Origin of the sequence: Undibacterium sp. GrIS 1.8 (genome assembly GCF_040544445.1) — a bacterium.
GTDB lineage: Bacteria > Pseudomonadota > Gammaproteobacteria > Burkholderiales > Burkholderiaceae_D > Undibacterium.
Genome location: NZ_JBEONQ010000031.1, coordinates 23,435 through 46,281, shown reverse-complemented (window position 1 = coordinate 46,281; position 22,847 = coordinate 23,435). Strand labels below are relative to the sequence as shown.

General features: G+C 50.1%; 20 protein-coding genes. 10 read left to right on the top strand and 10 right to left on the bottom strand.

Annotated elements, in window-relative coordinates:
- The first annotated feature begins 6 nt into the window (after nt 1-6).
- The 3 genes from AAKU64_RS15010 to AAKU64_RS15000 all read left to right on the top strand — a co-directional run bounded on the left by AAKU64_RS15010 (nt 7) and on the right by AAKU64_RS15000 (nt 2,426).
- Entirely contained in the window at nt 7-246 is a 240-nt protein-coding gene (locus AAKU64_RS15010; RefSeq protein ID WP_354333281.1) for a DUF1289 domain-containing protein, read from the top strand.
- Between the two features lie 156 nt (nt 247-402).
- Entirely contained in the window at nt 403-1,290 is an 888-nt protein-coding gene (locus tag AAKU64_RS15005) for an MBL fold metallo-hydrolase (RefSeq protein WP_354333346.1), read from the top strand.
- 188 nt (nt 1,291-1,478) lie between these two features.
- Complete coding sequence (locus tag AAKU64_RS15000; RefSeq protein WP_354333283.1) at nt 1,479-2,426, top strand: alpha/beta hydrolase; 948 nt, start codon at nt 1,479-1,481, stop codon at nt 2,424-2,426.
- Between the two features lie 143 nt (nt 2,427-2,569).
- Here AAKU64_RS15000 and AAKU64_RS14995 read toward each other — a convergent pair whose 3' ends face one another.
- Together AAKU64_RS14995 and AAKU64_RS14990 are read right to left on the bottom strand one after the other, a co-directional pair.
- Nucleotides 2,570-3,199 carry a hypothetical protein gene (locus tag AAKU64_RS14995; protein WP_354362354.1) on the bottom strand — a complete coding sequence of 210 codons (630 nt, stop codon included), beginning with the start codon at nt 3,197-3,199 and terminating at the stop codon, nt 2,570-2,572.
- 103 nt (nt 3,200-3,302) lie between these two features.
- A complete protein-coding gene (locus AAKU64_RS14990; RefSeq protein ID WP_354333287.1) occupies nt 3,303-5,891 on the bottom strand; it encodes a DEAD/DEAH box helicase in 2,589 nt (862 codons plus the stop codon).
- A gap of 223 nt (nt 5,892-6,114) precedes the next feature.
- On the opposite strand from AAKU64_RS14990, the gene AAKU64_RS14985 reads away from it, so the two are divergent.
- Together AAKU64_RS14985 and AAKU64_RS14980 are read left to right on the top strand one after the other, a co-directional pair.
- Complete coding sequence (locus AAKU64_RS14985) at nt 6,115-7,377, top strand: efflux RND transporter periplasmic adaptor subunit (RefSeq protein ID WP_354333289.1); 1,263 nt, start codon at nt 6,115-6,117, stop codon at nt 7,375-7,377.
- A 2-nt stretch (nt 7,378-7,379) separates the two neighbouring features.
- Nucleotides 7,380-10,619 (top strand): efflux RND transporter permease subunit, encoded by a 3,240-nt coding sequence (locus AAKU64_RS14980; protein ID WP_354362353.1) that lies wholly within the window; start codon nt 7,380-7,382, stop codon nt 10,617-10,619.
- A 129-nt stretch (nt 10,620-10,748) separates the two neighbouring features.
- Here AAKU64_RS14980 and AAKU64_RS14975 read toward each other — a convergent pair whose 3' ends face one another.
- Both AAKU64_RS14975 and AAKU64_RS14970 read right to left on the bottom strand, forming a co-directional pair.
- Complete coding sequence (locus AAKU64_RS14975; protein ID WP_354362352.1) at nt 10,749-11,603, bottom strand: enoyl-CoA hydratase-related protein; 855 nt, start codon at nt 11,601-11,603, stop codon at nt 10,749-10,751.
- Nucleotides 11,604-11,647: 44 nt separating this feature from the next.
- The gene (locus AAKU64_RS14970) at nt 11,648-12,301 is read right to left on the bottom strand and encodes a TetR/AcrR family transcriptional regulator (protein WP_354333294.1); all 654 of its coding nucleotides are present in this window, start codon (nt 12,299-12,301) and stop codon (nt 11,648-11,650) included.
- A 170-nt stretch (nt 12,302-12,471) separates the two neighbouring features.
- Here AAKU64_RS14970 and AAKU64_RS14965 point away from each other — a divergent pair, with 170 nt between their 5' ends.
- From AAKU64_RS14965 to AAKU64_RS14955, 3 genes are all read left to right on the top strand, one after another.
- The gene (locus AAKU64_RS14965) at nt 12,472-13,446 is read left to right on the top strand and encodes an NAD(P)H-dependent flavin oxidoreductase (RefSeq protein WP_354333296.1); all 975 of its coding nucleotides are present in this window, start codon (nt 12,472-12,474) and stop codon (nt 13,444-13,446) included.
- A gap of 497 nt (nt 13,447-13,943) precedes the next feature.
- A complete protein-coding gene (locus AAKU64_RS14960; protein ID WP_354362351.1) occupies nt 13,944-15,065 on the top strand; it encodes a carbonic anhydrase in 1,122 nt (373 codons plus the stop codon).
- Nucleotides 15,066-15,430: 365 nt separating this feature from the next.
- Complete coding sequence (locus AAKU64_RS14955) at nt 15,431-15,655, top strand: hypothetical protein (protein WP_354333360.1); 225 nt, start codon at nt 15,431-15,433, stop codon at nt 15,653-15,655.
- Nucleotides 15,656-15,722: 67 nt separating this feature from the next.
- Here the strand turns inward: AAKU64_RS14955 and AAKU64_RS14950 are convergent, their stop codons facing one another.
- Complete coding sequence (locus AAKU64_RS14950; RefSeq protein ID WP_354362350.1) at nt 15,723-16,433, bottom strand: ArsR/SmtB family transcription factor; 711 nt, start codon at nt 16,431-16,433, stop codon at nt 15,723-15,725.
- Nucleotides 16,434-16,508: 75 nt separating this feature from the next.
- Here AAKU64_RS14950 and AAKU64_RS14945 point away from each other — a divergent pair, with 75 nt between their 5' ends.
- On the top strand, nt 16,509-16,895 hold the full coding sequence (locus tag AAKU64_RS14945) for a RidA family protein (RefSeq protein ID WP_354333302.1): 387 nt from the start codon (nt 16,509-16,511) through the stop codon (nt 16,893-16,895).
- Between the two features lie 7 nt (nt 16,896-16,902).
- On the opposite strand, the gene AAKU64_RS14940 is transcribed toward AAKU64_RS14945, so the two are convergent.
- The 4 genes from AAKU64_RS14940 to AAKU64_RS14925 all read right to left on the bottom strand — a co-directional run bounded on the left by AAKU64_RS14940 (nt 16,903) and on the right by AAKU64_RS14925 (nt 21,644).
- Entirely contained in the window at nt 16,903-18,165 is a 1,263-nt protein-coding gene (locus tag AAKU64_RS14940) for a phenylacetate--CoA ligase family protein (RefSeq protein WP_354333304.1), read from the bottom strand.
- A 53-nt stretch (nt 18,166-18,218) separates the two neighbouring features.
- Nucleotides 18,219-19,067: an ABC transporter ATP-binding protein gene (locus tag AAKU64_RS14935; protein ID WP_354333348.1), complete on the bottom strand. Its 849-nt coding sequence runs from the start codon at nt 19,065-19,067 to the stop codon at nt 18,219-18,221.
- A 111-nt stretch (nt 19,068-19,178) separates the two neighbouring features.
- Nucleotides 19,179-20,489: an ABC transporter substrate-binding protein gene (locus tag AAKU64_RS14930; protein WP_354333305.1), complete on the bottom strand. Its 1,311-nt coding sequence runs from the start codon at nt 20,487-20,489 to the stop codon at nt 19,179-19,181.
- A gap of 96 nt (nt 20,490-20,585) precedes the next feature.
- Nucleotides 20,586-21,644: a branched-chain amino acid ABC transporter permease gene (locus AAKU64_RS14925; RefSeq protein ID WP_354333307.1), complete on the bottom strand. Its 1,059-nt coding sequence runs from the start codon at nt 21,642-21,644 to the stop codon at nt 20,586-20,588.
- An 11-nt stretch (nt 21,645-21,655) separates the two neighbouring features.
- Here AAKU64_RS14925 and AAKU64_RS14920 point away from each other — a divergent pair, with 11 nt between their 5' ends.
- On the top strand, nt 21,656-21,940 hold the full coding sequence (locus AAKU64_RS14920) for a hypothetical protein (protein WP_354333309.1): 285 nt from the start codon (nt 21,656-21,658) through the stop codon (nt 21,938-21,940).
- A 6-nt stretch (nt 21,941-21,946) separates the two neighbouring features.
- On the opposite strand, the gene AAKU64_RS14915 is transcribed toward AAKU64_RS14920, so the two are convergent.
- Nucleotides 21,947-22,843: a branched-chain amino acid ABC transporter permease gene (locus tag AAKU64_RS14915; RefSeq protein WP_354333350.1), complete on the bottom strand. Its 897-nt coding sequence runs from the start codon at nt 22,841-22,843 to the stop codon at nt 21,947-21,949.
- Nucleotides 22,844-22,847: the final 4 nt, after the last annotated feature.

Genomic DNA, 22,847 nt, shown 5'->3' with positions numbered 1-22,847 from the left:
TAATTTATGAGTAATGGAAATAATCTTAACAGCGGCACAAGCAAAAACGTTTTATACGATTACGACCCTGAAAACAGTGTCGGCGATGTGCCCTCACCTTGTATCGGCATTTGCAAAATGGATCAGGTCAACGGCTGGTGTGCCGGATGTTTTCGGACCATACCGGAACTGACTGGCTGGAGCACCGCCAGCAACGACATTAAGCGCCAGATTTGGATGCAGGTTAAGGAGCGGATGTTTGCTTAGAAATGATGAGGACTTACATCCTTAGCTAATATTAATACTCCACCGCGTTCAGACAGAAGCTTCATGCCAGCCACAACTAATACTCAGAATATTCAGCCAGCAATATCCTCATCCATCCGGTTAGCAGATCCGGTTGGCTTGCAATTGCCCGCGGGTATGCAAGTCTTTGAACGCGGCTGGCTCTCGTCCAATAATATTCTTTTGGTAGACGAACACACGACCGCCTTGGTTGACAGCGGTTATCTGACGCATGCCGGTCAAACCCTGGCACTAGTGCAGCATGCACTGCAAGGGCGTCCATTAGATTTGCTGATCAATACTCACCTGCATTCAGATCATTGTGGTGGTAACGCCATCCTGCAACAGACTTACGCTTGCCGCACGCTGATTCCGGTGGCAGATGCGCCGGCGGTTGCGGCTTGGGATGAAGATGTCCTGACCTACAAGGCGACCGGGCAACGTTGCCAGCAATTTAGTTTTGATGCCAGTTTGTCGCCGGGTCAGCAGGTGACTTTGGCCGGTTTGCAATGGCAAGTATTGGCGGCACCCGGTCATGATCCACATTCGCTGATGCTGTATTGCGCCAGCGAGGCAATTTTGATTTCCGCCGATGCCTTATGGCAAAACGGTTTTGGTGTGATCTTTCCCGAACTGGAAGGTGAATCCGGTTTTGCTGAGCAAGCAGCAGTCTTGCAGATGATTAGCGAGCTCGAGGTACGCATCGTTATTCCAGGCCACGGCGCACCGTTTACCGATGTTGCTGCAGCGCTTGAGCGTGCCCACAGCAGGCTCGATTATCTGGCGGCTGATCCCAAACGCAATGCCCGCAACGCCTTAAAGGTGATGATCGCGTTTCAGTTATTAGAGACGCAGCAATTACCAGTAAGCGCCATCCGGCAATCGCTGACGCAAAACCGCATCATGCGAGCGTCTTCGCAGATCGTTGATGAAGCTGTAGAGCCCTTAATGAACTCCTTGCTTGCTGACTTAATTAAATCCGGTGTCGCCAGATTGCAGGATGATGTGCTGGTAAGTACCCGCTAACATAATTTATTGATTCGGCAATTCAATATGCGGGCTCAATTTGATTCTCACTTCGTCGCTCCTGCGAGGGCAGGAATGACGTATTTTAAGAATTGCCGGAGTAACAGCAACACTCAACAAAGCCGTTGATTTGAATCCAAACGCGGTTTTACTGCGAATAAAGTCATACCCATCTTCTAGGAGCTACTGTGGCAGCTTGGCTAAAACTCATTATTTCTATAGCGACGGTACTAATTCTGTTTGGCGTTATCGCTGCCTGTTCACCGGTACGTACGATCAATGCACTGACGCCAAGCTCGTCGTATAGCAAGGTTGCCGATATTGCTTACGGCACCGACCCGCGGCAAAAGATGGATATTTACACGCCCACCGGCAATCCTCCTGCGTCGGCTAGTACTACCAATACCATGCCCAAGGCTTCATGGCCGGTCGTGGTGTTTTTTTATGGCGGTACCTGGAATTCGGGCTCGCGTGCTGACTATCTGTTTGTGGCAGAAGCGTTGACCTCACGCGGCATTCTTTGTGTGTTGGCAGATTACCGTTTGTATCCGCAAGTCCGGTATCCGGCATTTTTGCAAGACGGCGCATTAGCCATGGCGTATGTGAGTAAAGAAATCCAGCGTTACGGCGGTGATCCCAAGCGCCTTTTTGTGATGGGGCACAGCGCCGGTGCCTACAACGCGGCGATGATCGCGCTCGATCCGCGCTGGTTGGCAGCGGTCGGTATGCAGCCTTCGGCCTTGCGCGGCTGGATCGGTTTGGCCGGGCCGTATGACTTTATTCCCATCACTAATGAAGAAGCGAAGCCAGTATTTTTTTATCCGGATACGCCTGTAGATTCTCAACCGATTAACCATGTCAGTACCAGTTCGATACCGAGTTTATTGATCGCGCCAGTGGACGATAAGTTGGTGAATCCCATCCGTAACACTACCGGACTCGCCAACAAATTACGTGCTGCCGGTGTGCCGGTGCAGGAGTTCCATTTTGATAAAACCAGCCATGTGAGTCTGATCGGCAGCATGTCCTGGCCACTGCGAGGCCTGGCGCCGACCTTGGACACCGTCAGTCAATTTGTGTTGACGGACGCCGGGCGTCAGCCTGTATCTACGACGGGATCTCAGCCAGCGAAGTAAGATCAGCGCGGGTAATCAAATAAATACTCCGCCCTAGTAATATTTTGTTGTCCAATGATTATATGGACACTATGGCATATTGAAGGTTAAAACTGGGGGAGTATATGATTTTGGCGCGGTATTAATCGCGCTCTTGATCGCTGTTAGGTTGGTGCTGGGGTGTACATAATGCCGATCACGGTCAGTAACCATAAGATCGCTCCGATCAGCATCCAAAACCAATTTGCTTCAGATAAGCGCGAATTGGATTGTCCTTTGGGATCATTGCAGGCGACGTTGATAGCAATCTGAACCTGACTCAACAAATAGCCCAATACAAATAGCAAACTCATGCTTACCGCATCAAATAGGCCCCAATCAGTATTCTTACTAGCGAAGCGCTCAACAAGGCGGTTTAAAATACTTAGGATTACGAACGTAGTTGCAACCATGCTGGGCGACCAGCTGAAATTCTTTTGTTGATCTTGTATTTTTGCATCAACCGCGTTGCATAAATAATGTGTGAAAAAGATATAGAAAATGGCGCGTGGTACCGGCCATATGTCCTTATCGTCGCTGCTCTGTTTATACATCGCCCAGTTCTTATAAAACCAGAGCACGCCATAAAAACCCATGGTCAGCACAAATAAGAGCCAGAATTTTTTCAGTGAAACGACGTAAAAATCTTGCGTTGGTCCGGCTTCGACGATGGTTTCCGGCGTAACGATATCGCTAGAAAAACTGCTGGATTGAGTCACATTGTCTTGCTCGGGTGATTGATGATTGGTGTTCATAAATGTAGGTAAAGTAAAAAAGCCCGTCGATGGTATCAAGCCTTTAACTCAACAACAATGATCGAGCTGATATTGAACCGATCTTGGCACGACTAATGTTGTTTTAGACACTCAGCGGTGCCAGCAATGCCTGCAAATCTTCCACAGTAAACTTCGGTGCCAGAGCAGCATCACTGCCTAAGATACCTTCCGCCAGCGCCGCCTTGCGCGCTTGTAAGTCGAGTATGCGTTCTTCTATGCTGCCTTCGACCACCAATTTATACACAAAGACGGCTTGCTCCTGACCAATCCTATGCGCGCGTGCGGTAGCTTGTTCTTCTACCGCCGGATTCCACCAAGGGTCCATGTGGATCACGGTGTCGGCAGCGGTTAAGTTTAGCCCCACGCCGCCTGCTTTCAGGCTGATTAGTAAAATCGGAATAGTTTTACTCTGGAACTCTGCCACCACGGCACCGCGTTGCGCTGGTGGTGTTTTTCCGGTCAGCGACAACCACGGCAATTCCAGTTCGGTTAGCTGTGTGGCGATCAGCTCCAGCATTTCTGTAAATTGAGAAAACACTAGTATCCTGCGCCCTTCGGCGACCAGATTTGGCAGCATATCGCTGAGCATCTCTAGCTTGGCGCGCTCCATTGTCGGAAATCTGGCTGCTCCGGTTTGCCCCTTTGATCCTCTCGATTGTTTTAGCAGATAGGGATCGCAACAAACCTGGCGCAGTTTTAATAAGGCATCCAGAATCGTAATTTGTCCGCCGCTAAACCCTTTGCGCTGCAGGATGCGCCGCACCTGTTCGTCGGCAGCGACGCGTACGCTTTCGTACAAATCGCGCTGCTGGCCTTGCAGTTTCAGCCGTTTGATGACTTCGGTTTTTGGCGGCAGCTCGCTGGCAACATCTTGCTTTCGCCTGCGCAGAATAAAAGGCCGTATCCGCTGCGATAGCAATTGAGCCCGCAGGGTTTCGCCATTGACTTCGATGGGTTTGCGCCATAAGCGTGTAAAACTGCGCATGTCGCCAAGAAAGCCTGGCATCAAAAAATCAAACTGGGTCCATAGTTCGCCCAGATGATTTTCCAGCGGTGTTCCGGTGATGCACAGACGATGCCGGGCGCGCAGGCGGCGGACTGCATCGGCACTGCGGCTTGCAGCATTTTTGACGGTTTGTGCTTCATCCAGTATCAGTAAATGAAATTGCTGCGCCTCAAGATAGGCAAGATCGCGCCACAACAGCGGGTAGGTGGTCAGTACGATATCTGCCTTTGACATTTGCTCAAATCCGTCGGCACGCTCCGCACCTTGCAAAGCCAGTACGCGCAGCCCAGGTGTCATACGCCGCGCCTCAGCCTGCCAGTTAAAAATCAGCGAAGTAGGTAATACGATGAGAGCGGGGCAATCAAGACGCCCTGCTTGTTTTTCTATCAGAATATGTGCCAGCGCTTGTGCTGTTTTACCGAGTCCCATATCGTCCGCTAAAATCCCTGCCAGATGATGGGTACGTAAATATTGTAGCCACGCGACGCCATGCAATTGATAAGGCCGCAGCGTAATGTTTAAGCCTTCTGGTGCGGTCACGGCTTGCGGGCTTCCCGCTGTTGTTAAGCGGTTTGCCAGTGCACGCAGTCCCAAGTCACCTCGCAATTGCCAGCTGCCATGCACACCGGCACGGTCGGCCTGACTGTCTAACAAACTCTGGCGCAGGGCTTCCAGCCTTTGGGTGTCCCATGCAGACAAATGCAAAGCGGTTGAAGCTGGATTGTTCAGGCGGGAGTCGTCAGTGAGCAAGTCCAGCATATGCATGACGATGGCTTTTAAAGGTGCGGCTACAGCGTCAATCCGTTTGCCGCCTGGTGCCCTTAGCTGTACTACTTCCAGATCGTCAATTGCCATGACTTGCTTGATGTTTAACCAGCGTCTGTCGCGCTGGAGCAAATTGGCAAGCAAAGGGACCAGATCGAGGATTTGCCCATCGATCTCGATTCCCAGACTTAGTAGCCATGAGCCTTCGCGTGCGGGTAACCCGAGTCGGCTGATTTTGGCAAGAGCACTACTATCGACACCGTTAGTGTTGGGAAGGCGGGCGGTCTGGTCTTCATTGCCATCATTACCTTCATTACTTATGAGTTCTCCGCTATCCTGATTAATCATCAGATGCCAGGCTTCCACCGGCACACTTTGATGGCCAAAGCCAGGGCGTATCACCACCGACCAGCCCAGCGCCTGTAACACTGGTAACTGCTCAGCCCAAAAGTCAGCGAAAAAATGTTCTTGCTGCAAACTCCAGAACGGACCGAACTCGGTTGCCGCCGCCTCATCCCGCCATTGCAAACAGGTGGCAGGTAGCGGTTGTAAATTCAGTTCCCAGACTTTGTCCAGTGCATCGGCTTCTGCACCCAGATCACGCAATAACAGAAAAGGCTTAGATTGCGCATCAAGTAGTTCCTGAGTGGAATGTGGCCGGCGGTTAAGCAGGGTGGTTGGCGCCGGTGTCTGCCAAGTAATGTTGTTTTGGTTGGAAGGGGCGACCGTGTGGTCGATTTTATACAGCCAGTCGATCTGCACTACCGTCACGCTGCCACCACGCGGACCAAAAGTGCCGGTCGGCTTCATCCCTAACAGGCCATCGCCACGCCCCAGAGTTTGCAAAGTGATTCTTGGGCGAAATGTGCCGGGCAGAGTGAGTACAGGTGCTTGTGACATTCTGGCTTAGTTCAGGAGGATGGACGCCTTGCATCTTAAGCGAAAAGCAGCGCCGCAAGAGAAGTCCAGGAATCTGGCACAGCAGGCTATTGCACTTCAAGCTGTAAAAATGGCATTTCATCCGTCCAAAACAGCAACTCGCCACTTCGCCTCTTGAAGCCAAACTGGTGCTTGCTCATACTGCGGCATCATTCCCCCATTCCTCTTGCCTCAGGGATTCATCATGTTACGACAAACGGTTCTCGTATTCGCCACCACAATTGCTATCGCATCTGGTCTGGTTGCATGCAGCAAAGATAAAAAAGATACAGCGAGTGCTGATGCGTCCGCCGCCAGCAGTGCTGCTGCAAGTGCGGCTAGTTCGGCGGCAAATACCGCCCCCGATAAAACCAGCGCAGGCGACAAAAAGGATGCTAAGCCACCAGTCAAACTTGTCATCGCGCCAGAAGATGTCATGACCGTGCAAAGCAATGCGCTGGCATCAGGACCGGTTGTGACCGGATCGATACAGCCAGAACGTAAGGCAGATTTACGTGCCGAAGTTTCTGCCGTGGTATTGCAGGTACTAAAAGAAAACGGCGATGTCGTTAAGCATGGCGATATTCTGGTCAAACTGGACGAAACCTCGATCCGCGATAATTTGGCCTCGGCAGAAGACAACGCCCGTAATGCGGCGTCGGCGCTGGATCAGGCGGATCGTGCCTTGCAACGCTTAAAAACTTTACGTGCCTCAGGCATGACGTCGATGCAAGCGATGGATGATGCGGAGGTACGTCGCAATAGCGCACAAAGCGAATTATCCGCCTCCAAAGCGCGTGCGGTCGTCGCGCGGCAGCAGTTACAGCGCACGGTTGTGCGGGCACCGTTTGATGGTGTGGTCAGTGAGCGCAAGGTATCGGCGGGTGATACGGCATCCATCGGTAAAGAACTGGTCAAGGTGATCGACCCTACCAGCATGCGTTTTGCAGGTCGCGTCTCTGCCGACAAAATCGCTATGGTAAAAACTGGTCAGGCGGTCAGCTTCCGCATCAATGGTTATGGCGGCCAGGAATTCCGTGGCAAAGTCAGCCGGGTTGATCCGGCTGCGAATGATGTCACGCGTCAGGTTGAAGTGCTGGTTACTTTTGCTGATACCAATCAGCCACGTGTCTCTGGTCTGTATGCCGAAGGCAATATCGAGGCCGCGACTGTCAGCGCCTTAATGTTGCCAGAAGCTGCGGTAGTCAAGTCGGGTGACAAATCCTATGCATGGAAGATCGCAGGAAAAACTCTGAGTAAGGTCGATCTGCAAATCGGTAAGCGCGATCAGCGTACCGGCAACTACGAGGTGCGTAGTGGTCTGAGTGCAGGCGACATTATCATGCGTAATCCAAGCTCTAATTTTAAAGACGGTCAGTCGATAGAAATGGCAGCGGCGAAAGTAGCGATTGCGGCGGCGACAAGTTCTGCTACCGGTACTGCAAACGCCACTTCGGAAGGAAACTGATTATGTTTTTATCCGACTTCAGTATCAAACGACCTACGGCGACTATCGTTTTAATTGTTGCTCTGATGGCGATGGGTTTGCTCGCCATCACCAAGCTCAAGGTCAATCAAAACCCGGATGTGGAAGTACCCGGCCTATCGATCGTGATTGCCTATCCAGGCGCATCGCCTGATACGGTAGAGCGCGAAATCATCAACCGGATTGAGAAATCTTTGCTCAGCGTATCCGGTGCGAGTCAGGTCTATGCCAGTGCAAAAGAGGGCACTGCCCAATTCGACGTGGAATTCGTGTTTAAGAAAAACATGATTGAAGCCAGTGATGAAGTGCGTAACGTCATCGCCAGTGTCCGCTATAAATTACCGACAGAAATGCGTGAACCGATTATTGAACGCTGGGACCCCGCGGCACAGCCTATTTTGAATCTGGCACTTTCTTCCAGCAAGCAAACGCATGCCGAAATTTCCCGCTTGGCAGAAGATCAGTTAGCGGACAAATTGCGCGGTGTCAGCGGTGTTGCCAACGTAGAGGTCAATGGTTCTTTAAAGCGTGAATTGTCGGTCTTACTACGCGCAGAAAAACTACGCGAATTTAATGTCTCCGCTGGAGAAGTCGTCAACGCGCTACGCAACCAGAATACCAACGCGCCAGTCGGTAAACTTCGCGGTACTCTGGAAGAAGAGAGCATCCGTCTGGTTGGTCGCATTGAATCACCAGAAGAGTTCCAGAATATTGTGGTGAAACGCAATGGCGATCAAATCGTGCGCCTGGCGCAGGTCGCCACGATTGAAGACGGCTTTGCTGATGTCAATGGATTGAGTATCCGTAGTGGTAAGCCCAACGTCGGTTTATTGATCACCCGTTCGCATGATGCCAGCACCGTCAGCGTCGCCAAAGCGGTACGCGATATGGTCAAAGAAATTAATACTGATCTAGATAAAAACCATCCGGGTACAAAGCTGGAAATCACGCGTGATGGCGGTAAAGATGCACAAAACAGTTTGAATAATGTGATCGAATCGCTGGTCTTGGGTGCAGGCTTAACTATTTTTGTGGTGTACGCTTTCCTCAATTCATGGCGTTCAACGCTGATCACCGCTTTGAGTTTACCTACCTCGGTGATTGCTGCGTTTATCGCGGTCTGGTTGTGTGGCTTTACCCTCAACTTCATGACTTTGCTGGGACTGTCGCTAGCGATTGGCGTACTGATCGATGATGCGATTGTGGTGCGGGAAAATATCGTGCGCCACATGCAGCGCGGCTCGGATCGCCGTACTGCTGCACTGGAAGGTACGGCTGAGATTGGTATGGCCGTTGCTGCGACCACCTTCTCTATCATTGCGGTATTTATTCCTGTGGCGTTTATGCCGGGTATGCCCGGCGAATGGTTCCGTCCGTTTGCCTTGACGGTGACTTGTTCCGTCCTGGTCAGCCTGGGTATTTCTTTTACGCTCGATCCTATGTTGTCTGCGTATTGGGGTGATCCTGTCGATCATCACACCGCGCCTAAAAAAGGTATCAGCAAAGTTCTGGCGCGTTTTAACGACTGGTTTGATCATCAGTCCGACCGTTATAGCCAAGTGATCGCCTGGGCTTTGCATCATCGTCGCTGGATGGGGACGATTGCGCTGGTGACTTTGATCGCGGCTTTGGGTTTGCAGATTAAATGGGGCGGTACCAGTTTCTTGCCTACGGCGGATTCCGGCAACTTGATGATACAAGTGCGGACACCTGCATCCTCATCACTGGAATATGCTCGTCTGAAAATGGAGCGCGCCGCAGCGATTGCACGCAGTATTCCTGAGACTAAAGACACTAATAGCACAATCAATCCAGCTGGTGGACGTATCTATGTGGACATCGGAAAACGTACCGAACGTAAGCGCAGCGCCAAAGAAATTGCGGTTGAATTGCGTGAAAAAGTCCGTGGTCTGGTCGGTGCAGAATACGTGGTACTGGATGATCTGAACAACGGTGCCCGCAAGCCGGTACAAATTGATTTTACCGGTCCTGATTCCCGTAAATTACTTGAAATCACCAGCGCCTACATGGATAAGTTGCGTGAAGTGCCGGGTGCCGTAGATATCGGCTTATCAGAACAAGATCCTAAGAAAGAATTGAAGATCGAACTGAACCGTGGCTTAGCCAATTCTATGGGTATTTCATCCAACGATGCGGCACAAGCTTTACGGGTTGCATTTGCCGGCATTGAGGTGGGTGACTGGGTTGATCCAACGGGTGAAACCCGTGATGTGGCGGTACGTTTGCATCCCGATGACCGTGTCAGCAAAGAGAATATTGAACGTCTGCCGATTTCTGTCACCGGTACAAATCAAATGGTACCGCTGGATCAGATTGCGACGATTTCTATGGGCAAAGGTCCTTCTGGTATCGAACATGCTAACGGCAAGCGCACGATTACCGTGTCTGCCAACGCCCAGGGCCGGTCTAATGGTGAGGTGATTGATGATGCCTTGAAGTTGGCCAAGTCATTTAACTATCCTCCTGGCTATGGTTTGTCACTGGGTGGTTCTGGTCAGGATCAGGAAGAGGTATTTAGCGCCATGTTGATCGCCTTATTATCGGGTATCGGTTTGATGTATCTGATTCTAGTGATTCAGTTCGGTTCTTTTACCGCACCTTTGGGCGTGATGTTGTCCTTGCCGTTGTCACTGATCGGCGTGGTCGTCGCGTTATTGATTACAGGTAGCACACTCAATCTGATGAGCTTTATCGGCATCATTATGCTGATGGGACTGGTCGCGAAAAATGCCATCTTGTTACTCGATGCGGCACGCAAAAATGAAAAGGAAGGGATGAATCGTGAAGACGCTCTGATGCATGCTGGCCGTATCCGTTTGCGTCCTATCTTGATGACGACCTTTGCACTGATCGCGGGCATGATGCCGGTCGCATTAGGCTTGGGTGAAGGCGGCGAGTTTTATCGTCCGCTGGCAATCGCGATTATCGGCGGCACGATTACTTCTACGATTTTGACGCTGCTGGTCGTGCCAACTTTTTACGACAGTATTGAGATTGCACGTGATCGTATGATGGTCAAGATGCATCGCCGCATGGAGCGCTTTAATCCTTTATTAGGATTCACCATGACCATGCTGGAGGCCTTGTTCACGCTATTGTTCTTGCGATTGATTTATCGCCTGCTGAAAAAATTATTGATGCTGGTGTCAGGTCGCGGTAAGCGAGTCAAAGAGAGCAAGCAGCAAGCTGCACCGATCCTATAAACAGTAAGTTGTGTGCTTGGTTGTTGGTTCAAACACTCGGTGAGTGAGTAAACCAACAACTGCTTCCTGCTTACCGCTTCCTGTTTTATTGATTTATTGTTTCTTCACCGGCTTATCAAATCAGATTAATTATTTGACTTGATAAGCCGCATCCGCAAACGAGCTGATCGGCAGCAGATCGGCATATTCGGTAGGGCGTCCTTGTTGCTTCGCCATAAACGCTTCCATCAAATTACTGTTTTGCCAGATTCCGGATTGTAGCCAGCCCATTTGCTGTAAGGCGTCGTGCGTAGAATGGTCGCGGGCGTAGTGAATCGCTTGCTTGCTGCCCCAGATCGCCACCGGTGGTTTCTCCGCGATTTCAGCTGCCATTTGCAGCGCGGCGGCGAGCATGTTTTCTTGCGTATCAAATAGTTCATTGACCAGGCCAACCGCTAAGGCGCGTTGTGCTGGCAGGCGCCGACCTGTATAGGCCATTTCGTGGACGATACCTTCGGGTATCAGTTTTGGCAAGCGTTGCAAGGTGCCAAGGTCGGCGGTCATCCCGATATTAATTTCTTGGATGCAGAAAAAAGCATCCGTTGTTGCCAGACGGATGTCACTGGCGCACACCATGTCCACGCCGCCGCCGATACAACCTCCCTGAATCGCGCTGATTACTGGCATACGCAAAGTTTCAATCAGATTAAACGCCTGATGCATGTCTTGCAATGCCAGCACAATATTGGCGCGAACGACTGCCGTCAAATCATCCATCGTCATCCCGCCGCTAGAAAAAACATCCAGCGACATGCCCGCCGTAAAGTGCTTTCCGGTAGAAGAAATCACCAAGGCTCTGGCGCTGGCTTCGCGTTGCAGGGTTTGTAGTATTCCGGTCAGCTCGCGCCAAAATACTGGCTGCATGGTGTTCATGCTGGCAGGGCGGTTCAGTTGCAGATGAGCGACTTTATTGCTGATGTTGAGGGAAAAACATTGGTAAGTCATGGTGTCTCCGATTTGGATTTTTTGATTTTGATCGTGCGAAGTTCTTATGCTTCAGGATGTTTAAGCGATTGCAATACGGCATTCACGGCTGCGCGATACAGTTCATCCGAATGCTCTTTTTTTAAATAATACCCTTTGAGTTCCAGGCTGATCACGCCATGCATTGCCGCCCACAAAAGACGCGCGGCATTGGTCGATTTAGTCGTCGTGGGCAGGCTGCCTTCTTGTATGCAGTGGTCAAACTCATTGATCAGCGGCGTAAAGGATTCCCAGGCGGCGACCCGCGATTCTAGCGGTGGCACAAAGCCTGCAATCGCATCGCCAAACATCACCATGTAATAGCTAGGATTACGGCGGGCGTATTGATGATAATTGGTGGCATACATCCACAATCGATCGAGGCCATGCGTCTTTTCGGCAAGTGGAAGGCTAGCTTCGTAGGTAGCAAAGTCTTGTTTAAGCCGGCTAAAACCCTCCAGATACAGGGCATTGGATAAACCGTCCTTACCGCCAAACAAGGAGTACAAAAGCGTGGTCGAACAATTGACCGCCTCGGCTACTTTACGTACCGTCAGCGCGGCTGCGCCTTCTTCCACCAGCAAGCGGCTGGCGGCATCCAGCATGCCTTGGCGCAAAGTGCTGCGTAGCTCTTCCTGCCCCTGCTTAAAATCGATGACTTTGGGTTTTTGTGTTGGCATAATGACCCGCAAATTTTTTATGAAAAACAACGTTTTTTCTGATAACATCATATCAGCATCATTAATAAATACCAAAATAATTTCTAAGATCAGTACAAACATCAACAAAAACGTCAGCAAAAACATCAGTACCAAGTTCAGACCAGACAAACCACATTAGAGACAAGATTATGACCACTTCTCATCTACCTAAAGCCTTACAAAATCTCTCGCTGCCAGTGATAGGTTCACCGCTCTTTATCGCCAGCGGTCCTAAGCTGGTCGCCGCCCAATGCAAGGCTGGTATCGTCGGCTCTTTCCCTGCTCTCAACGCTCGTCCGGCAGAATTACTAGACACTTGGCTGACCGATCTGAAAGCAGAACTGGCCGACTATCAAGCCGCCAATCCGACCGCCAAAGTCGGGCCGATTGCGGTCAATCAGATCGTGCATCAATCCAATGATCGCCTCGCCCATGACGTAGAAATGTGCGTCAAGCATCAAATTCCTATCATCATTTCATCCCTGCGCGCACCACCAAAAGAGATGCTGGACGCGATCCATAGCTACGGCGGTATCGTCATGCATGACGTGATTTCTATCCGTCACTCAGAAAAAGCGTTGGAAGCGGGTGTCGATGGTTTGATACTGGTCGCTGCTGGTGCTGGTGGCCATGCCGGTGGTTTGTCGCCATTTGCGCTGGTCGGCGAAGTGCGCAAGTTCTTCAAAGGTCCGATTGCGTTGTCCGGTTCGATTGCCTCCGGCGATGCGATTTTGGCAGCCCAGGCGATGGGAGCAGATTTTGCCTACATCGGCTCACGCTGGCTGGCAACGCAAGAATCGAATGTGGATGATGGCTATCGCAATGCAATTATTGAATCCTCCGCAGCCGATATCGTCTACACCAACCTGTTCACCGGAGTGCACGGCAACTACCTGAAAAAATCCATCGTCGCTGCTGGCCTCGACCCGGACAATTTGCCAGTCGCCGATAAAACCGCCATGAACTTTGGCTCAGGCAGCAGCAGTAAAGCCAAAGCCTGGCGCGACATCTGGGGCGCTGGCCAAGGCGTAGGTCTGATGGAAGATGCACCAAGCGTGGCGGAAGTCGTTGCGCGGTTTAAGCTGGAATACGATGCGGCGAAAGCGCGTTTGATGGCGCTGTAATTGATTGCGAGTGTGTCCTGACAAACTTGCAGGCGCGCTCAAAAATCACTCTAAAAAGCATCCATACCGGATGCTTTTTTACTTTGCTGCCAGCGCATTACTTTCTCATGTCATTCCGGCATGGTTTTAGCCGGAATCCCGTGTCTTCATCTTGATAACGTTTGCTGTCGCTAGTTTCCGGCTTAAAACACGCCGGAATGACGCTTCCGTTTTTTTGAACATCAATGTGACGATGATCAATATTTAACCTGAATATAGCCATCCGTTCAACATACTCCCCTTTTATTTTATAAAAATTGCTCTATTGTCCAGCAATTATATGGACAATCTATATATACTAATTACCAGTATATTTTTATCATAACGTACACGGATCAAACTGCCGGCAGTTGCAAGGCTAAAATTTCCTTCATCGTAGCGATCTCTTGCCGCCATTCAAGTTTTTTCCACAATCTGCCGTAACCTCGTCATACCCCGCCAACTACTTCCCAATTCTTATGATGCGTCGCCTGATTGCTGTGCTGATCCCCGTATTGCTGTGCGCCCAGGTGCAGGCGAATGACGAGCCGACTCCGTCTAAACCGATTAAACCAGCTGCCGCAAAAGAGGAGGCTTCGGTAAAAGACGAAGCAAAACCCGCTGCGAAAGAAAAAGACAGCAAAGACAAAGAACCGAAAGAAACCAAAGAAAGTAAAGCTGCCGCCGCAGCGCGTGCCAAAGAAGCTCTAGCCGCCGATGAGCTGGCCGCCAAAATTGCCGACAAGCTCGCCATCATCCGCAAAGAAAAAGAAGAAACGTCCCGTAGCAATCCTAAGGCGATGGCGAGAAGTTACGCCTATGCACCACCGGTCAAAAAACCAGTAAGCGCTGACATGTCAAAAGAAAAAATCATGGATAGCCGTGGCATGACCATCAGCCCCAACGGCACCATGGCATCCAGCAAACCGGTGCAATGGAGTTATGAAGGTGAGGGCGGACCTTTAAACTGGGGCAAGATTAGCCCTGCTAACGCCAAGTGCGATAGCGGCGACCGGCAATCGCCGATTGATATCCGTGACGGTATCCGGGTGGATCTGGCTCCCGTCAGTTTTGACTATAAACCGGCTGGTTTCAGAGTCACGGACACTGGTCATACGATTCAGGTCAACCTTGGTCCCGGCAATTACATTACGGTGAATGGCCGTAGTTTTGAGCTGGTGCAATTCCATTTCCATAAGCCAGCGGAAGAGCGCGTCAATGGCAAAGGTTTTGAGATGGTCGTGCATCTGGTACACAAAGATGCTGATGGCAAACTCGCGATCCTCGCAGTGCTGATTGAGCGCGGCAAACCGCATAGTCTGGGGCAATCGGTCTGGAATAATTTGCCGCTGGAAAAAAATGACTCCATGCAAGGACCTGCTGCAATGGATTTAAACGAGATACTGCCAGCCAGGCGCGACTATTACACTTTTATGGGGTCTCTGACCGAACCACCTTGTACCGAAGGCGTATTGTGGCTGGTCATGAAAGAGCCGATAGAAATATCCGCAGAGCAATTAGCGATCTTCAACCGTTTGTATCCGATGAACGCCAGACCGATACAAAAGACCTCGGGTCGTCTGATCAAGGAATCTAACTAATTTAGAGATTAACTTAGGGCACGGTTCAGACCTTGGCTCAAACATTATTTTATCGAGATCAATCAACGAATTAAAATATACTCCCCTGTATTTTTCATAAAAATGCTCTAATGTCTAGTTAATACATGGACGGTTAAATATACATATAGGGAGTATAAATAAAATCATAGATAGCAGACCGCCTATTACCATGTTCATTTCACCGGAATGAACACCTTAATATCGATGAGTTGTCATCAAGCCGAGTCAAAAAATTAGTCATAGTTGCTTACGGACGCAACATTCGCTTACAAGCTTTTCGTCAACGCAAATCGCCTCCAAAGAGTTAATTCCCTACACGGACAATTAATTAAAAGGAGCCCATCATGCGCCTGCCACTGAACAACCTTTCGTTGAGTTTATCTCAGCATGTTTCCCGCTATGCCATCATCACAGCGGTCGTCGCCTCAAGTTTGTTATCAGGCTGTGCGGTCTACGGACCGGCACCATACGGTCCGGCGGTGTATGTCAGACCCGCGCCTGTCGTCGTTGCACCAGCCTGGGGTTATGGCTATGGCGGCTACGGATACGGACACTGGCGTCGTTGGTAGTTTGTATTCTTCAGGCTTGATTACCTTGATTTAGTATTGGGTAATCAAGGCCTGACTAACAGACTAATTAGTCACGAACGCCGAGTATGTATTTAAAGGCATCATGTCCCTTGGGTGTGATGTTGACTACGCGAGATTGAGTCGTCCTGAGTATCCACCCATCTCGCACATACAAATCAAGCAATGCAGCGCCCAAAACGCCCGCCAGATGCGGGCGTCGTTGCGTCAGGTCGACACAACTGCGTGCAAATAGCCGTCGCCCTTTAGTTTCACTCTGCACCTCTATGTCTAGCGCAGCTAATTTCTCTTTACCTAAAGGCGTCAACGCAAAATCTTGTCCTTCGCTGACCAGCCATGCGGATTTCAGCATAGCCTGCAACACTTTCACTGCCATATCGCCTGCCAAGTGGTCGTAGCAAGTCCTTGCATGCAAAAATTGACTGGGCATGGTTTTTAGCAGCGGTGGACTACGTGGTGTTTTCGCTTGGATTGATGCGCCAAATGAGGCCATGTTTTCGATCAAATTCGCGGCCTCGGTGCTCGCAATTTTAAAATATCGATGCCGTCCTTGCGCCTCTGAAAGTAGCAGGCCACCTTCGACCAGTTTAGTTAAGTGGGCACTGGCAGATTGTGGCGATACATTGGCTGCAAACGCTAACTCACCGGCAGGACGCATCGTGCCATCAATCAAAGTCCAAAGCATTTTTGCCCGTGCGGGGTCGGCCATCAAATTGGCAACGGCTGGTATGTTGAGTGCGGTATTTAGTGTGTCAGCCATATTTCATCGCAAGGTGAAACGTCGAGCATCTATATTGCCCATAATCGTTGGCACTGTCCATAACGAAAGAAATAAATGAATACTCAGCACAATATTGGCGTCGCCAGCCAAATTGGTAAGTACACAGATGCAATAGAAGTGCCAACAGGCGCAAGATGGTTGATGACATCGGGTACGCCAGGTTTGGCATTGGGTGGCGCATTGCCGGATGGAATCGTGGCACAGGCAGAGATGGCCTGGCAGCACATCCTTACTATGCTAGATCGTGCGGGAATGACGGTAAACGACTTGGTAAAAATTAACCACTACTTAACACAGGAGTCTGATGTCCCTGAGTATGTGCAAGTCCGCAGTCGTTTTCTTGGCGATGCCAGACCTGCTTCTATGCTGATGGTGATTCCTGCGTTAGTCAGGCCAGGATTTTTGGTCGAAATTGAAATCGTTGCCGCTAAGATGTCGTGAGAATGGTTTACTCATAGGTTCTGGCATCATCAATGACTTTGCCGTCATTGGGCAGACTACCTTTCGCCAGCAACACGACATCGCCGCGTAGTTTAGTCAGGTCACGCATGCAATTGATCAGGGCTTCCTTAAAATCTGTTTGCGTGGACGTTTCGGCTGTTTTATCCACCTCGCAATGCAAAGTCATCACGTCATTCGCCATTTCACCTGTCACAACCAGTCGGGCTTTATGAATCTGCGGATGGCGTTTGACGATCTCTGCGACCTGTGACGGGTGCACAAACATCCCCTTAATTTTGGTGGTCTGATCGGCGCGCCCCATCCATCCCTTAATACGGGTATTGGTACGGCCGCATGGCGAGATGTCCGGCAAGGTAGCTGACATATCGCCAGTGCCAAAGCGGATTAAAGGGTAATCCGGATTGAAGGACGTGACCACGACTTCGCCGACTTCCCCTTCTGCTACCAGATCACCGGTGCCCGGGCGGACGATTTCTAGCAAGATATCTTCGTCTAATACCATACCGGGATTGACTTGTCCGTTGGTCAGCGTCTCATAAGCGATATTGCCGATATCTGCAGTGGCATACATCTGCACCACATTCGGTATGCCGTGTTCTTGCAGCCATTTTCGCAAGCTGGGTGGTAAGGCTTCTGCGCCCAAAATCGCGTATTGCACGCTGCTGATATCCGCGCCCATTTCTGCCGCTTTGTCGATGATGATTTTTAAAAAACTGGGCGTACCTACGTAAGCATCAGGACGTAATTCCACCATGGCTTGGACTTGCATCTCGGTCTGGCCTATGCCTGCCGGAATCACGGTACAACCCAGCTTAGCCGCCGCGCCCTCCACCATAAACGCCGCAGGCGTGAAGTGGTAAGAAAAACAGTTTTGTATGATGTGACCTGCACGCAGGCCGACTGCGTGCATCGGTCTGGCGAAGCGCCACCAGTCTTGTGTACGACCTTCAGGATCAAAAATCGGACCGGGCGACATAAAAATACGACTCAATTGCCGCGGTGCTGTTGTCGTTAATCCGCCAAAAGGTAATGCTGTTTTTTGTATGGTTTTTAAATCCGATTTGCGCGTTACCGGCAACTGCGCCAGTGCTTGCCTGCTTTTAATCTCAGACGCCTGTACTCCCTGCAAAATATGCGCCCATCCCGGTGCAGTCTGCGCATGTGCAATCAGTTGCGGCAAGCGTGTTAACAAGGCTTGCTCGCGGCTTGGAGGGTGACGGGTTTCTAATGCATCCAGATAGGCGTTCATAGCTTGTTCTAGTAGGGGGTAACGTTATTGACGAGATTTAAAATAGGTATTAATTACGCTAGCCAACGCTTACGACGACGATAAAATTTCATCTCACGGAAACTCTTGCGACCAGCACCGGAGACACCTAGATAAAATTCTTTGACATCCTCATTCGTTGCCAACTCTTTAGCGTCACCCTCCATCACGACTCGACCGTTTTCCAGGATGTAGCCAAAATCGGCGTAACGTAAAGCGACATAAGTGTTTTGTTCCGCCAGTAAAAATGAGACGTTTTCTTTGGTGTTCAGACTTTTGACGATGTCAAAAATCTCCTCGACTAATTGTGGTGCGATTCCCATCGACGGCTCATCTAACAATATCATCGAGGGCTTCGCCATCAGTGCACGACCGATTGCGCACATCTGCTGCTCGCCGCCAGAGGTATAGCCTGCCTGCGACGTGCGACGCTGCTTTAAACGGGGGAAATAGTGATACACCATCTCTAGCGATTCTTTTAATTCAGCGCGTGAGATTTTGCGCGTGTACGCACCCGTCAGCAGATTTTCTTCTATGCTGAGATGTCCAAAACAATGACGACCTTCCATCACTTGCGATAAGCCGCGTTTGACTAATTCGTTCGGTGTCAGATGGTCAACTCGCTGTCCTTTAAAGCAAATATCGCCTTTGGTAATATCGCCGCGTTCATTGCGTAATAAGGTGGAGATCGCTTTGAGCGTGGTTGATTTCCCTGCGCCATTAGCACCGAGCAGAGCAACGATTTTGCCCTGCGGGACTTGCAGCGAAATCCCTTTTAATACCAGGATGACGTGGTCGTAAATCACCTCAATATTATTCACACTCAGATAGGCGGGGCTGGCCGCTACCGCATCAGTGATACCAGCAATACTATGGGTCGTCATATCGATCTCACCTGCGATTTCATCCAATTTATTGTTGATCAATAAAACAGGGGAAAGAAGCTGTGCCAATGATATTTTTTACGGGCACAGCGACTCCCTCGTCGCAACAATTTATTTCAAACAAGCTGGTGTAATTTTCTTCTCAGCGGCATATTTATTCGACGATTCTTCGAGCAAGCTGCGGGTCAATGCTTTGTCACCGACCATCCAGTTCGGTGTGATGGCGACCCATTTGCTGCCATTCCATTGCTGTACTTTGACTGCGCCAGAACCTTCATGATCGTCGCAAGATGTTTTGACCGGCGGGAACATACCAAAAGCGCCCAAGGCTTTTTGACGTGCATCGTCCACGTTCAGATTCTCGAAGCCCCAACGGATTTGCTCGCCTGTCATTTGCTTACCTTTGCCGTACTTTTCTTGCGCTTTTAAGATGGCCTCAACCCACAACATGCCAGCAGTTACGCCACGCATGTGATACACCGAACCAATACGGGTTTTGTCCGCCAGATTGCCGTTACCGGGCGCATAGATTTTGCTGCGGATTTCATCCAGAACTGGGTAGTTGCCTGGGGTATTAAAAGTCATGGAAGAATAGCCTTTTGCTGCGTCACCCGCCGGGATGGTGTCTTCCTCAGAGCCAGCCCACCATACACCGAGCATTTTTTCACGTGGGAAGCCATTGCGTTGCGCGGTCTTGATCGCTACCGCATTCATCACGCCCCAGCCCCACAAAATGACGTAGTCAGGATTGGCCTGACGGATTTGCAGCCATTGCGATTGTTGTTCGTTACCAGGATGCGCGACAGGGATTTTTACCAGATCAAATCCGTATTGTTTTGCTTGCGCCTCCAGCACAGGTAAGGGCTCTTTACCAAAGGCGGAGTCGTGATACAGATAAGCGATTTTTTTACCTTTGAGCTTATCCATGCCCCCCGATTTGTCGCCCAGATATTTGGTCATGGCGGCAGCCTGATTCCAGTAACTGGTAATCAGCGGGAAGATATAAGGGAACACCTTACCGTTGGCTGCATCAGAGCGGCCATAGCCCAGCATCGTCATCGGGATTTTATCTTCTGCCACGCGATCCAGAATACCGTATGCAATACCGGTAGAAAGCGGATCAACTAAGGACGCGCCACCTTTGGCATGTTTAAGACGTTCATAACATTCGATACCGCGCGAGGCGTTATATTCAGTTTCGCATTCTTCCCATGTCAGCTTGACGCCGTTCATGCCACCTTTGGCATTGACCAGATTAAAGTAATCAATAATCCCGCCATAAAATCCCGAGCCACCCGCTGCATACGGACCGACCCGATACGACAGTAAGGGGATGAACTGTTCATCCGCCTGCACCAAGCCAGATAGCGCAACAGTGCTGACTAAGGCTGCACTGACTAATACTGATTTAAGCAATTTCATGATGTCTCCTTTTTTGGATGGATATTGCAACTATTTGTACTTGTTGCTTAATGTTTTTTTTACTGTTTTTACTGATTACTTATTGATTGATACAACTTAATACGGGAAAGGCCATAAGCGCAATTTTTCCTTTGCAATTTGCCACAAGCGCGCCAGACCATGTGGTTCTACTATCAGGAAAAAAATAATCAAGCCGCCAAATACTATTAGCTCCAGATTAGACGCTACGCTGGTCGGCAGCGACAAACCATGCGCGATCATATTCAGAAAAATCGGTAACAAGATGATGAAGGCCGAGCCTAAAAAAGAGCCAAGAATCGAACCCACGCCACCGATGATAATCATGAACAAAATACGGAAGGATAAATCTAGATTGTAGGCATCAGGCTCCACCGTACCAAGATAAGCGTAAGCATACAAAGCACCTGCCACACCGCAATAAAATGACGAAACGGCGAACGCCAATAATTTAGTACGCATAGGGCGAAAGCCGATGACCTCTGCCGCAACGTCCATGTCGCGTACCGCCATCCAGGAGCGTCCAACATTCGAACGCACCATATTTTTTGCCAGCAGGGCGAGCACACAAACAATACTCAGAGTGAGCAGATACTTTTTCACTGGGGTAGTAAAGCTCACACCAAAAATCACCATCTCCTGCGCGGTGATCACGCCAGAAGAACTGTAATTACTAAACCACTGCACTTTGGTCAGACACCAGACCACAAAAAACTGCGTTGCCAGCGTCGCTGCCGCCAGATAAAAACCACGTATGCGTAAGGACGGCAAACCAAATGCAATCCCCACCAGTGCCGCACACAGCCCCCCAAGCACAAACGCTAGCAATAAAGGAATGCCAGGAACACGCAACACAAAGTTATACGAGGCAAACGCACCCACTGCCATAAACGCAGCAGAGCCTAGCGATAGTTGCCCGGCATATCCCGTCAAAATATTTAAGCCCAATGCCGCCAGTGAGAAGATTAGAAAAGGAATCAAGATCGCAGAAAAGGTGTATGCCGACGCAATCAGCGGCACGACAAAAAACGCCAGTACCAGAAGGACGACCATAGCGATCCTGTCCTGACGCAACGGAAAAATCTGGTTGTCCGCGGCATAGCTAGATTTGAATTGACCTGCTTCACGATAGAACATGTGTTTCCTTTATGTTGAAACCATTTTTAGATATTTTCATTTTTTATCTCCAATATCTATGCGGCTATCAGGCCATTTTTGCCTGGGAAGGCACAGAAGTATTGGACGTTCTAATTCATAAACTTCTAAAAATCATTGTAATAAATGACCTGATCATCGTAGGGTGCGCCATGCGCACCAGTACACAGTTGGTGCTGCGCGCTGCGGCGCGCATGGCGCACCCTACGACCAGCGCTGCATCTCGATTAAAGGTTTTTAGAAGCTCCCATTTCGTCCAACTCGTCCAACTTAGCTAAGCCAAATCAAATCCGCCGGATAATTTTTTCGCCAAACAAACCTTCTGGCCGTACTAGCAAAAATAATAATGCCAGTACATATGGGAACCAGCCTTCAATGCCGCCGCCAACCATAGGGCCGATATAGACCTCAGCTAATTTTTCAGACGCTCCAATAATCAAGCCACCGACAATCGCACCCGGTACCGAGGTAAAACCACCCAGAATCAACACGGGCAGCGCCTTTAGTGCGACAAACGTCAGCGCAAACTGCACGCCGTTACGTGCGCCCCACAGCAAGCCCGCTACCAGCGCAACCAAGCCTGCCACTGACCAGACTACAGCCCAAATTTGTTGTAGGGGGATGCCAACAGCCAATGCCGCCTGATGATCGTCCGCTACGGCGCGTAAGGCGCGACCAATTTTGGTTTTAGAGAACAGCAACGCCAGCCCAGTAACCAGCAGCGCGCAGATCAGCGCGGCGATGACATCAAATTGCGAGATGATGATGTTGAACTTTTCCATCAGATATTCAATCGGCACATCTTCGATTGGCAAGCTCAGGCGGTGTGGTTGCGATCCCCACAGCAATTGCGCCAAGCCTTCGATAAAAAAAGTTAAACCGATGGTTGCCATGAATAAGGTGATCTCAGGTTGATTGACCAAAGGCCGCAATACCACACGTTCAATCGCCAAGCCGAGTAAGACCATCACACCCATCGTGAGTGGAATTGCCAGCCACAATGACAAGCCGAATTTCTCAGTCAGACCAACGCAGGTCAATGCCGCAAAAAACACCATCGCGCCTTGGGCAAAATTGAATACACCGGAGGCTTTGTAAATCAGCACAAAGCCAAGTGCCACTAGTGCGTACATCACACCAGAGAGCAAGCCGCCGATTAAGACTTCAAAGAAAAAATTGATATTC